The organism is Microvirga pakistanensis (assembly GCF_004458765.1).
GTDB lineage: Bacteria > Pseudomonadota > Alphaproteobacteria > Rhizobiales > Beijerinckiaceae > Microvirga > Microvirga pakistanensis.
In genome coordinates this window covers 309829-321680 of sequence record NZ_SPJX01000167.1, presented here as the reverse complement: position 1 = coordinate 321680, position 11852 = coordinate 309829, and the positions used below count along the sequence as shown (strand labels likewise).

Here is an 11852-nt window from a genome sequence, read left to right as displayed (position 1 = left end):
TATCCTTCCGTGAGGTTTCTAGGCTTCCAGGTGCTTGCCCGGCCACAGGAGCCAGACCACGCCGCCCTCGCGGCCCATGAGCAGCGAGGCAACGTAGACGGTGCCGGCCGAGAGAATGATCGCGGGCCCGGCGGGCAGCTCCGCATGAAACGAGAGCAGGAGGCCTGCGCCTCCTGAGGCGATGCCGATGAGAATAGACGCGATCATCATCATGGTGATGTCGCTGGTCCAGAAGCGGGCCGCGGCGGCGGGCAGCATCATCATGCCGACGGCCAGCAGGGTGCCGAGCGCATGAAATCCGCCGACGAGGTTCATCACCACGAGGCCGAGGAAGATGAGATGGGTGGGCGTTCCCGCGCGGCTGACAGAGCGCAGGAAGATCGGGTCCACGCATTCGAGCACGAGCGGGCGATACAGCGCGGCCAAGGCCAGAATCGTCAGCGTCGAGATGGAGGCAAGCAGCAGCAGGGTATTGTCGTCGAGCGCGAGCACGGTGCCGAAGAGAACGTGCAGCAGATCGACGTTCGATCCCCTGAGCGACACGATGGTGACGCCGAGCGCCAGCGACAGGAGATAGAAGGCGGCGAGCGAAGCGTCCTCCTTCAACGCGGTGAAGCGCGAGACGAGACCTGCGGCCATGGCGACGATCACGCCCGCCGCCAATCCGCCGATGGTCATGGCGGGAAGCGACAGGCCTGCGAGCAGGTAGCCCACGGCGGCGCCGGGCAGGATCGCGTGAGCCATGGCATCGCCGGTCAGGCTCATGCGGCGCAGCATCAGGAAGACCCCGATGGGGCCGCCGCCGAGCGCAATCGCGATCACGCCCACGAGCGCGCGCCGCATGAACTCGAATTCGGAGAAGGGGGTGAGAAGGAGATCCAGCACGGCCGATTCTTTATGCGGCCCCGCGCTGGCACACATGCGCATGAGGATCATGCGCCTCGACCATGCGGCGGGCTTTCAGGAGATTGTCGGCGCTCAACACCTCGGGCGTCTCGCCCCAGGCCACGGGCTCGCGGGCGATGAGCAGGGTTTGCGGGAAAATGCGGCGGACCATGTCGAGATCGTGCAGCACCGCGATGACGGTCCGGGCTTCGTCATGCCAGCGGCGCACGAGATCGAGCAGATCGGCGGTGGTCTTGGCGTCGATGGCGGTGAACGGCTCGTCGAGCAGGATCACCGGCGCATCCTGCAGGAGCAGGCGCGCGAAGAGCGCGCGCTGCATCTGGCCGCCGGACAGGGTCGCGATGGGGCGCCGCTCGAAGCCGATGAGGCCGACGGCCGACAGGGCCTCCTCGACCTTCGTACGGTCCGTGGCCGAGATGCCGCCGAAGAGGCCGGAGCGGGACCAGAGGCCCATGGCCACGAGATCGTAGACGGAGAGCGGGAAGGACCGGTCGATCTCGGCGGCCTGCGGCAGATAGGCGATCTCCGCGGAAGGGCCGTCGAGCCGGATATGACCCTCAAGGGGCTTGAGGGTGCCCACGATCCCCTTGAGCAACGTCGACTTCCCGGCGCCGTTGGGGCCGACCACCGCCATCAGGCTCCCGGCCGGGATGGTCCCGTCGAGGTGGTGCACGGCAGGCCTGCGGCCATAGCCGAGGGTCACTTCCTTGAAACGGATGGCAGTGGAGGGGACGACCATGCTCTACCCCATGACCTGGAAGACCAACAGCCACAGACCCCCCAGGACGAGGGCGGCCCCTGCCAGACGCTGCCAGATCGAGAGGCGCAACAACGAAAACGTGGGGGCTGCGGCGGTGGCCCTGTGCTGGTGACTGTGCTGATGGTGGTGGCCGTGCGACATGTCTCCACAGATAGCTTGAAACGGCGGCCGTTTCTAGGGGCGTATAGTATTTTATACGCCCCTGTTAACATCGTGGTGCGCAAGCGAAATCTTAGAACGTGGGGTGATACTGGTAGAGCCAGGTTTCGCTCAGCACCTCATCCCCGTTGCGCAGGTAGCAGCGCATCTCCACCGGGTCGGTTCCGGTGGCCGTCAGGTCGAACTGGGTACGCCAGTGGCCGGGGACGTTGTTGGGGACGGCCTCGGTGAGGATGTTCGAGAACTCGCCGCGCGAGGCCGTGAGCACCGGCTTTGGAATGACGCCGCTGGGCAGCTTGGTCAGCGGCTCGCCGATGAACTCCACCATGAATTTGCGCACGCCCTTGGGGCGCGCCGTTCCGGCCTGCCCGCCATTGCCGAAGCGGGTGGCGACGACGCGGGCGAGCGGAGTCGGAGAGGGCTCGTCCGCCGCCCAATGCATGCGGTAGCGGAGCTCCATCGCCTGACCGGCGCGGGCGGGCTCGGCCGGCACCCACATGGCCACGATGTTGTCGTGGATCTCGTCGTCGGTGGGGATTTCCACGAGCTGGATGGTTCCCTTGCCCCAGGTGCCCTGCGGCTCGATCCAGAGCGCGGGGCGGCGGTCGTAATAGACGCCGTCGAGATAGTGGTCGAAGTTGCGGTCGCGCTGGAGCAGGCCGAATCCCCTCGGGTTCTCGTCCGAGAAGGCCGAGGTGATGATCCGGGGCGGGTTGTTGAGCGGGCGCCAGATCCGCTCGCCGGTCCCGGTCCACATGGCGAGGCCGTCCGAATCGTGAATTTCGGGGCGCCAGTCGATGGCGGTGGCCTTGGCCTTCTCGGAGTACCAGTACATGGAGGTGAGCGGCGCGATCCCGAGGCGCGCGATGTCCTTGCGCAGGAAGAGGGCGCAATCGAGATCCATGATGACGGCCGCGGCGCGCTGCATCACGAAGCGGTAGGCGCCCGCCACGCTCGGTCCGTCGAGCAGGGCATAGACCGTCACCGTGTCCGAGCCGGGCCGAGGCGTCTCGAAGAACACATGGGTGAAGTCGGGGAATTCCTCAGGCTTTCCATGCACCGCCACATCGACGGCGAGGCCGCGGGCGGAGAGGCCGTACTGATAAAGCTCGCCGATGGCCCGGAAATAGGAGGCGCCCAGGAAGGCGACCCAGTCGTTCTTCTTCCAGTCGAGCTTGCCGCCTCTCGCCTCCTGGAAGCGGAAGCCCGCGAAGCCCGTATTGTCCGGGAGCTTGCGGGCAGGCGAATCCGCCGGCATGTCGAAGTATTCGGTGTCGTAGACGATCTCGCGCGCCTGTCCTGCGTCGACCACATGCATGCGCACCGGCTTTTGGAAGAAGCGGCCCATATGGAAGAAGGTGACCGGAAACTCGCTCGGACCATTGGCCCAGAGGGCGAGGTCGGTCTTGAACCTGATCTTGCCGTGGGCGTCGTAGTCGATCTGGTAGAGGATGTCCGGCGAGGGGCTTGGCGGGGCCGTATAGGCGGATTTGGCCATCGCCTCGGCCTGCCTCTTCAGGTCCTCGAACGAAAACGGGGCCGGCGCTCCCATCTTCAAACCCTGCTGCGCCAGGGCGGGGCCGGAAAAGCCCTGGGCGGCCAAGGCGGCCGTGGCGGTGGCGGACTGGAGAAACTGGCGGCGGTTGAACATGGATCGACGCATCGGGTTGTGGAGAGAGTACGGACCCCTACCGACCAAGGTGGCAGGATTAAGTCCCTCATAGCCTCTTGAGAAAACTTCGTCAGCAGCCAAAACTAAGCCAACCTACAAACGCTGTAATGTTGGTACGAAATTAAGGGAGTACGCCATGCATCGATCCATCATGCGCCGCCTCGTGGGCGCGGCCACCGCTCTCGCCCTCGCAGGGGCGAGCCTTCCAGCTCAGGCGCAGGACTTCATCAACGTTCTGACCGGCGGCACCTCGGGCGTCTATTATCCGCTCGGCGTGGCGCTCTCCAAGGTGTTCACGGAAAAGGTCCAGGGTTCGCGGCCCTCGGTCCAGGCCACCAAGGCTTCGGTGGAAAACCTCACCCTCCTGCAGCAGGGCAAGGGCGAGATCGGCTTCACCCTCGGCGACAGCCTGGCCATGGGCTGGGAGGGCAACGAGGAGGCCGGCTTCAAGAGCAAGCTCGATAAGCTGCGCGGCATCACCGCCATCTATCCCAACTATATCCAGATCGTCGCCACGAAGGAATCCGGGATCAAGTCGCTCGCCGACCTCAAAGGCAAGCGCCTCTCCGTCGGAGCCCCCAAATCGGGAACCGAACTCAACGCCCGCGCCATCCTTCAGGGCGCCGGCCTGTCCTATCAGGATCTCGGCAAGGTCGAGTATCTGCCCTTCGGCGAGTCCGTCGAGCTCATGAAGAACCGCCAGCTCGACGCCACCCTGCAATCCGCCGGTCTCGGCGTCTCCTCGATCCGCGATCTCGCCACCTCCGTGCCGATCGTGGTCGTGGAGATCCCGGCCGACATCGTGACCAAGGTCGGCACCCCCTACATCAAGGCCACGATCCCGGCGAACACCTATGAGGGCCAGACCGCGCCGGTGCAGACGGCCGCCGTCGTGAACTATCTCGTCACCCATTCCGGCGTGAAGGACGAGACGGTCTACCAGATGACCAAGGCGATCTACGAGAGCCTGCCCGATCTCACCGCAGCGCATGCGGCCGCCAAGGACATCAAGCTCGAGAGCGCGCTCTCGGGCATGCCGGTCCCGATGCATCCGGGTGCGCAGCGCTACTTCGACGAGAAGGGCGTGAAGAAGGGGTCTTAATCCCTTCGACGGATTTACATTCGAGCCGGGGCAGTCGAACTGCTCCGGCTCTTGCATGACGGGACCCGTCAGCTTTGAGGAGACGCCTCGCGATGAGCCAGAGTGCGAACACGTCCGAACTTGCCCAGATGGAAGCTCCGGCCGAGAGCGTCAATCCCGAGCACGGCCTGCCCGAGAGCTTCGGGGAGGGGTTGCTCGGGAGGCTTCTGTTCTGGATCGCCGTTGCGTTCTCCACCTTCCAGATCGTCACGTCCTTCGGCATTCCTCTCGACAAGCCGTTCGTCGCGGGCGCGAGCCTCTTCCACATTCTGGCCGTCGTCATGGCGGCGTGGGCCGCATGGCTGGTCGTTCTCGCCGTGCGGCGTCGAAGCATCGCCAACGGCGTTCTCGCCTGGCTTTGCGTGGCGCTCGCCTTCGGGCTCATCCTGAGATTCGGCGGCAGCGTTCCGAGCCAGGTCGTGCGCGCCCTGCATGTCGGCTTCCTCTGCCTCGTGGCGGGAGCCATGATCGCCAATCACCGTTCGGGCACGTCGGTGCTGCGGATAGTCGGCTGGATCGTGGGGCTCGCCGGTTTCGGCGTCGGTCTCTATCAATGGGCGCTCTACAACGAACTCGTGATCCGCGCGGGCGAGCTGACGACCGGCGATCTCGTGACGGGCATCGCGGCGCTCGCCATCCTGATCTATCTCGTCTGGAGGGTGATGGGGCCTGCTCTTCCCATCGTCGCAGGCCTGTTCCTGTCCTATTGCCTTTTCGGCAATTACCTGCCCGCGCCTCTCGATCATCGCGGCTACTCGCTCGAGCAGGTGATCGAGCACATGTCCTTCGGAACGGAAGGAATCTATGCGACGCCGACGCTTGTGTCGGCCACGTACATCTTCCTGTTCATCCTGTTCGGCGCCTTCATGGAGAAGGCGGGCGTCATCGACTTCTTCAACGATATCTCGATGGCGGTGTTCGGCGACAAGCAGGGCGGTCCGGGCAAGGTCTGCGTGGCATCCTCCGCATTGATGGGCACCGTGTCGGGCTCGGGCGTCGCGAATGTGGTGGCCTCCGGGCAGTTCACGATCCCGCTGATGAAGCGCTTCGGCTTCACGTCCGCCTTCGCGGGCGGGGTCGAGGCCACGTCGTCGATGGGCGGGCAGATCATGCCGCCGGTCATGGGCGCGGTCGCCTTCATCATGGCCGAGACCATCGACGTGCCTTACGCGAAGATCGTCGAAGCGGCGATCGTTCCTGCGGTGCTCTATTTCGCGGCCTGCTATCTCGCCGTGCATCTCGAGGCCGGCAAGCGCCATCTGCGGGGACTGCCCAAGGCGGAGCTGCCGAACGCATGGACCGAGTTGAAGACCAAGTGGTTCCTCATCGCTCCGCTGGGCGTCCTCGTCTATCTGCTCTTCGCGGGCTACACGCCGCTTTTCGCGGGTGCGGTCGGCCTGTCGCTCACGGTGGCGCTCATCCTCGGCACGGCCATCGCGGCGGGGCTTGCCGTTCCCGCTCTGCGCGTCGCGTTCTGGGTGGGCCTTGCCCTCGTGTCCGCCTATTCGCTGGCATCGAGCGTGACGCTCGTCGTCGTCGTCGTTGCCCTGCTGTCGCTCTGGAACGCCTTCTCAGGACGCGGCCGCACGACCCTTCAGGCCTGCGTCGATGCCATGGCCGACGGCGCGCGCCAGGCGCTGCCCGTGGGACTTGCCTGCGCGGTGGTCGGCATCGTGATCGGCACGATGACGCTCACGGGTCTCGGCACCATCGTCGGCACCTGGATGATCTCGATCGGCAAGGACAACATCTTCGCCGCTCTCGTGCTCACCATGATCTTCAGCCTGATCCTCGGCATGGGCATTCCGACGATCCCGAACTACATCATCACCTCGTCGCTCGCCGCGCCCATTCTGCTGCAGCTCGATGTGCCGCTCATCGTCTCGCACATGTTCGTCTTCTACTTCGGCATCATGGCCGACCTCACGCCGCCGGTGGCGCTCGCCGCCTTCGCGGCGGCACCCATGGCCAAGGAATCGGGACTGAAGATCGGCATGCAGGCGGTCAAGATCGCCTTGCCGGGGTTCGTCGTGCCCTACATGGCCGTCTACGATCCGACCCTCATGCTGCAGCCCGTGCCGGGCCTTGAAGGGGCGGGCTACTGGCTTGCGGTGGTCTACATCGTCTTCAAGGCGTCCCTCGCGATGGTCCTGTGGGGCACGGCCGCGGTCGGATATTTCCTGAAGCCGCTGGCGTGGTGGGAGCGTCTCTGGGCGGCTGCGGCTGCTGCCTTCCTGGTCGCGGCCGTTCCGCTCACCGATGAGATCGGCTTCCTGCTGGCGGCCCTCTTCGTCGGCTTCCATGTCTGGAAAACGCGCAAGACCACGCCGCCGCTCGAAGCGGCCCGCCCATGATCTGTCTCGTCGCAGGCAAGATCGTCGCGCCTCTGATGGCGGGTGCGATGACCCTGGCCTGGACGCATTCGGTCGAGAAGATCGTGTGGGAGGAGGATTGGCGCGCGACGCCAGCGGGGCTGGAACTCGTGCAGGCACGGGTGAGGGGCTCGGGCGCCGGAATGGAGCCGCCGCCCGAGGCAAGACTCGTCGACGGAGCCTGGGCCTGGGGGCCGGACTTGCCGCCTCAGGAGCAGGTGATCATGCGCCGTTCGGGCGCGACGGCGGATTGGCGGGTCTGCATCGACGGGCAATGCCGTCCGATGGAGGCCTATGTCCCCCCGGACGCCGACCCGATCGTCATGAAGGCGTGCCCCTGATGAGACTCGGCCGGGTTACTCGGCCAGGGGCTCCACGGCGACGCAGCGGCGCCAGAGATTCACGAGGAAATAGAGGGCGAGCAGGCTGAAAAGGCCCATGAGCACGTAGCCGACGATATGGCCCAGCTCGAAGAGCCCCGCGATGGCCCAGCCGGCGGCGATGGCCACGCCGAACACCTCCGCACCGACCAGAATCATGATGCTGATCACGGTGATTAGGTTGCGCCAGTTGGTGCTTTTCGCCTGAGCCACGGTTCGGGTACTCCATTCTCTGCCGGAAGGGACTACCCTAAACGCCCCCTCCGGTGCAAGGTTTGCCTGAAAATCCATTCCGTCGCGCTGTTCCCGAGATCCATGTCCGAAACGCCTGTCTTCTCGACCGCCGCCGTCGCGGCCCCTCACACGCTCGCCGCCGAGACCGGCCAGACGATCCTGGCCTCCGGCGGCAACGCCGTGGAAGCCATGGTCGCCATGGCGGCCACCATCGCCGTGGTCTACCCGCATATGAACGGCCTGGGCGGCGACGGCTTCTGGCTGGTGCGCGAGGCGAAGGGGCGGGTGCATGCCCTCGACGCCTCGGGGCCGGCAGGGTCGCTCGCAACCATCAAGCGCTATCGGGACAAGGGCTATGACGCCATTCCGCCGCGCGGCCCCGACGCGGCGCTGACGGTCGCGGGAGCCGTCAGCGGCTGGGGGCTCGCCCTGGAGCTGGCGAAAGCCCTCGGGGGACGGTTGCCGCGCGACATGCTGCTGGCCGATGCCGTTCGTCTCGCCCGCGAGGGATACCGGATCGGCGCCGCCGAGGGGCGCAATCCCATGCTGGAGGAAGCGGCCCTCTTCTCGGCCCCCGGCTTCGCCGAGGCTTTCCTGAAGGACGGCAAGCTGCCGCCTGCGGGCGAGACGCGGCGGTCCCTCACGCTCGCCGATACCCTCGAGCAGCTTGCCCATGCGGGCTTGGCCGATTTCTACCGCGGCGACGTGGGGCGCGAGATCGCGGCAGACCTGGAACGCATCAAGAGCCCGATCACCCGCAAGGACCTGGAAACCTACCAGGCCCGCGTGGTGAAGCCGCTTTCCGTCGAGCTGAAACACGCGACCGTCTACAACATGCCGCCGCCGAGTCAGGGATTTGCCGCGCTGCTGATGCTCGGCCTGTTCCATCGGCTCGACGTGAAGCACGGCGAGACGCCGGAGCATCACCATGGCCTGATCGAGGCCGCCAAGCGCGCGTTCGCGATCCGCGACAGAGTCGTGGCCGACCCACGGGAGCCCACCCAGGATCCGGCCTCCTTTCTCACGCCCTCCGTGTTCGAGAAGGAGGCGGCGATGATCGAGTCCCGTCGCGCCGCGCCCTATCCGCCGCGCCCGGCCGAGGGCGACACGATCTGGATGGGCTGCATCGACAAGGACGGCCTGGCGGTCTCCTACATCCAGTCGGTCTATTGGGCCTTCGGCTCCGGCTGCGTGCTGCCGGCCACCGGCATCCACTGGCACAACCGGGGTCTCGGGTTCTCGCTCGATCCGAAGGGCCGCAATCCGCTGGAGCCGGGGCGGAAGCCCTTCCACACGCTCAGCCCGGGTCTTGCGGTGTTCGACGACGGACGGGTGCTGTCCTATGGCACCATGGGAGGCGAGGGACAGCCGCAGATCCTCGGGCAGATCTTCACCCGCTATGCCGATTTCGGCATGGGCCTCGCCGATGCCGTCGACGCACCGCGCTGGCTCTTCGGCAAGACCTGGAAGGCTCCCGCCGCAACGCTGAGGGTCGAGGATCGTTTCGACCCTGGCGTCCTGCGCGCGCTTTCGAGCTATGGCCATCCGGTCGTGGAGCTGGGCAAACCTTATGCCGACGCCATGGGGCATGCGGGCATGCTCGTGAAGCACCCGCGCAACGGCCGCGTCGAGGCCGTGCACGATCCGCGCTCGGATGGTGGCGCTCTGGGGCTGTGACCTGCTTCGCGCGGTGCTCAGCTCACGCCCATGTAGCGGCCGGGCTTGTGGTTGGTGGCGATCACGAGATTGATCATCGTGGTCGCCAGGAGCGAGAGGCCGAATTGCTCCAGGCTCACCACGAACAGGGAGGCCAGCAGGATCAGGCCGTCGACGGCGAACTGGACGTATCCGGCGCGCAGGCCGTAACGCTCCTGGGCGTAGAGGGCGAGAATATTCACCCCGCCGAGGCTCGTCCGGTGGCGGAACAGGATCAGAAGCCCCAAGCCGATCAGCATGCCGCCGACGACGGCCGCATAGATCGGGTCGAGATAGGCGATCCCGATCCACAGGGATGTCAACTTGGTCAGGGAGGAGACCAGCAGAACGGCCACGAAGGTCCGGATCGTCAACTTCCAGCCCATCCGCAGGATGGAGAGGGCATAGAAGGGCAGGTTCACGACGAGGAAGAGCGGCCCGAACTCGAAGCCGGTCGCGTATTGCAGCAGCAGCGCAAGCCCGGCCGTGCCGCCGGTAAGCAGCGTGGCTTTCGACAGAAAGGCGATGCCGAGGGCCACGATCAGGGTGCCCGTGAGCCCGGCGACGACATCCTCGTGCAGGCGATGGGCATGGGTCGACGATGGGGCGGACGCGCTCAATTTCCAACCTCCGAGGGATCGGCCCGCTATAGCGGTCCTTCGCAGGTGCAGCAACGCACCGGAGGGCAGGCGCGCAGCCGCAGCTTTGCTTCCGGCGCAACCCTCCCGGGACCCTCAGAAGCGGCCTGTCGTGCTCCAAAGACCGATGAGCAGGCTTGCGCCCAGCACCAGGACGAAGGCGGCTGCCAGCAATTCGAGCCCGGCGACCGCGATGGCCCCCGAAGCTCCCCGTCCACCGGCGATCCTCAGGGCCACGGTCTTGGCGAAGACTGCGACCGCCGCAATGGCGCTGGTGGTGAGCGCGGTGCCGAGGGCCATGGCGAAGGTGGCGGCGATGCCCGCCGCGAAGAGGCCCTGGGCCAGGGAGAAGACGAGGACGATCAGTGCCCCTGAGCAGGGACGGATGCCAGCGGCGAGCGCCACGCCCGCCATGTCGCGCCAGCGGGTGAGGCGGCTGATCTCGTCGGGCGGCGGCATGTGCACATGGTCGCAGCCATCCTCCTGCGCTGGGGCCAGAGGATTGCGTGCGAGCGCCAGCACGCCCAGGACCTTGCCGCTCTTGCGCCATGTGATCACGAGCCCGAGCACCGCGATCGCGATGAAGCTCGCGAGCTCCACGTTCATGGCGAGCTTGTTCATGGTGGAGGCCGTGGCGCGCAGGACCAGATTGACCGCGCCCACGATGAGAATGGCGACCGCCGCCTGCACGAAGGCCGCCGCGAAGCTCAAGGCGAAGCCTTTGCGTAGGGCCTTCTCGTCGGCCACCAGATAGGCCGAGATCACGCTCTTCCCGTGCCCCGGACCGGCCGCATGGAAGACGCCGTAGGCGAAGCCGACGGCGAGGAGCGAGCCGAGGGCTCCGCCGCTCTCCTTCATGGCGCGCACGCTCGCCTGAAGGCTGGCGTAGAAGCCGGATTGCACGGACAGGAGCCAGGTCCCGAGATCGCCTGACGGCGCGGCCTCCCGAATGCCCATGCCGAAGGGGCTGCGAGGCGCCGGCGCATGGATGGGACCGAGCCAGAGCGCGAGCAGCCCCATGGCTGCCGCCACGGTGGCGGTTGCCAGCGCCATCAGGACGAGCCTCTGCCAGAACCGCGTCTGACCCGGGGCGGACGAGACAAGCGAAGCGGACGTCACGGACATGCGATGATCGCCTTGTTGGAATACTCCACGCTGAAATTCGCGCCCGGCGCCGCCTGCTGGATCGCGCCCTCGTCCTGCAGGATCTTGAGCATGGCGGAATCGAGCGGCTTGGCCTTGGCGATATTCGTGACGCAGCCTTGAGGGGCATTGGCCAGGGTCACGGAGGTTTGATCGGTGAGACTGAAATAGACGAAGAAAGTGGGGTCGTCGATCTCGACGGCCATGACTCCGGTCACCGGGGCGGGGGCCTTCAACGGCAGCAGAAAGGTCATGGTGACCTGATTCCCGCTCATGGTCATCCGAGCGTCCCGCGGGTCGCTGAACGCCTGCGGCTTGCCATGCACCTTCAGGGTCGTGAAGTACTCGAAATCCGAGAGGCTGCCCGCGTTCTCGTTGGCCAGGTCCTGCAGCTCCTCCGACGTCAGCTTGCCGTCGCCGTCCTTGTCCAGCCCCTGCGTGACATAGGCCGTATAGGCCTCGTCGAAGGTCCATTGGTGGCGAATGCCCGCGACCTTGCCGTCGGGACCGAACATCACCTCCGCCTTGGCGGTGATCCACACATGGGGATGCGCGAGGGCCGGGGCGCTGAGCCCTGTCAGAAGGAGCACGAGGCAGAGGATGGGACCAAGGCGGACGTTCATGCGTTGACTTCTAAAGCGACGCTTCCGGGGTGTCCGGGAGCCGAACCAGGATCTAGACGCTTCAGGGTTAATGGAGGCGAAACGAAGGCTGCGGGCCGAATCGCTTGATTGACGTGACCTAGAGAATAT

At 66.1% G+C, this 11852-nt stretch carries 11 protein-coding genes; 4 read left to right on the top strand and 7 right to left on the bottom strand.

The window, feature by feature from the left end; translation table 11 throughout:
- Positions 1 to 18 precede the first annotated feature (18 nt).
- The 3 genes from E4K09_RS07480 to E4K09_RS07470 all read right to left on the bottom strand — a co-directional run bounded on the left by E4K09_RS07480 (position 19) and on the right by E4K09_RS07470 (position 3476).
- Entirely contained in the window at positions 19 to 921 is a 903-nt protein-coding gene (locus tag E4K09_RS07480; protein ID WP_134496117.1) for a metal ABC transporter permease, read from the bottom strand.
- The gene (gene aztA, locus E4K09_RS07475; RefSeq protein ID WP_134496116.1) at positions 896 to 1645 is read right to left on the bottom strand and encodes a zinc ABC transporter ATP-binding protein AztA; all 750 of its coding nucleotides are present in this window, start codon (positions 1643 to 1645) and stop codon (positions 896 to 898) included. Before aztA ends, E4K09_RS07480 begins: the two co-directional genes overlap by 26 nt.
- A 253-nt stretch (positions 1646 to 1898) precedes the next feature.
- Complete coding sequence (locus tag E4K09_RS07470) at positions 1899 to 3476, bottom strand: OpgD/OpgG family glucan biosynthesis protein (protein ID WP_134496115.1); 1578 nt, start codon at positions 3474 to 3476, stop codon at positions 1899 to 1901.
- A 157-nt stretch (positions 3477 to 3633) separates the two neighbouring features.
- Between E4K09_RS07470 and E4K09_RS07465 the strand changes: the two genes are divergently transcribed.
- From E4K09_RS07465 to E4K09_RS07455, 3 genes are all read left to right on the top strand, one after another.
- Positions 3634 to 4599: a TAXI family TRAP transporter solute-binding subunit gene (locus E4K09_RS07465; RefSeq protein WP_134496114.1), complete on the top strand. Its 966-nt coding sequence runs from the start codon at positions 3634 to 3636 to the stop codon at positions 4597 to 4599.
- A gap of 92 nt (positions 4600 to 4691) precedes the next feature.
- The gene (locus E4K09_RS07460; RefSeq protein WP_134496113.1) at positions 4692 to 6992 is read left to right on the top strand and encodes a TRAP transporter permease; all 2301 of its coding nucleotides are present in this window, start codon (positions 4692 to 4694) and stop codon (positions 6990 to 6992) included.
- On the top strand, positions 6989 to 7351 hold the full coding sequence (locus E4K09_RS07455; protein WP_134496112.1) for a DUF1850 domain-containing protein: 363 nt from the start codon (positions 6989 to 6991) through the stop codon (positions 7349 to 7351). Before E4K09_RS07460 ends, E4K09_RS07455 begins: the two co-directional genes overlap by 4 nt.
- Positions 7352 to 7366: 15 nt before the next feature.
- Here the strand turns inward: E4K09_RS07455 and E4K09_RS07450 are convergent, their stop codons facing one another.
- The gene (locus E4K09_RS07450; RefSeq protein WP_134496151.1) at positions 7367 to 7549 is read right to left on the bottom strand and encodes a hypothetical protein; all 183 of its coding nucleotides are present in this window, start codon (positions 7547 to 7549) and stop codon (positions 7367 to 7369) included.
- Between the two features lie 156 nt (positions 7550 to 7705).
- Between E4K09_RS07450 and E4K09_RS07445 the strand changes: the two genes are divergently transcribed.
- Positions 7706 to 9301: a gamma-glutamyltransferase family protein gene (locus tag E4K09_RS07445; RefSeq protein WP_134496111.1), complete on the top strand. Its 1596-nt coding sequence runs from the start codon at positions 7706 to 7708 to the stop codon at positions 9299 to 9301.
- Positions 9302 to 9318: 17 nt separating this feature from the next.
- Here the strand turns inward: E4K09_RS07445 and E4K09_RS07440 are convergent, their stop codons facing one another.
- The 3 genes from E4K09_RS07440 to E4K09_RS07430 all read right to left on the bottom strand — a co-directional run bounded on the left by E4K09_RS07440 (position 9319) and on the right by E4K09_RS07430 (position 11723).
- Complete coding sequence (locus tag E4K09_RS07440) at positions 9319 to 9939, bottom strand: YitT family protein (protein WP_134496110.1); 621 nt, start codon at positions 9937 to 9939, stop codon at positions 9319 to 9321.
- 114 nt (positions 9940 to 10053) lie between these two features.
- A complete protein-coding gene (locus E4K09_RS07435) occupies positions 10054 to 11082 on the bottom strand; it encodes a nickel/cobalt transporter (RefSeq protein WP_134496109.1) in 1029 nt (342 codons plus the stop codon).
- The gene (locus tag E4K09_RS07430; protein ID WP_134496108.1) at positions 11073 to 11723 is read right to left on the bottom strand and encodes a DUF1007 family protein; all 651 of its coding nucleotides are present in this window, start codon (positions 11721 to 11723) and stop codon (positions 11073 to 11075) included. The genes E4K09_RS07435 and E4K09_RS07430 overlap by 10 nt, the downstream gene beginning before the upstream one ends.
- Positions 11724 to 11852: the final 129 nt, after the last annotated feature.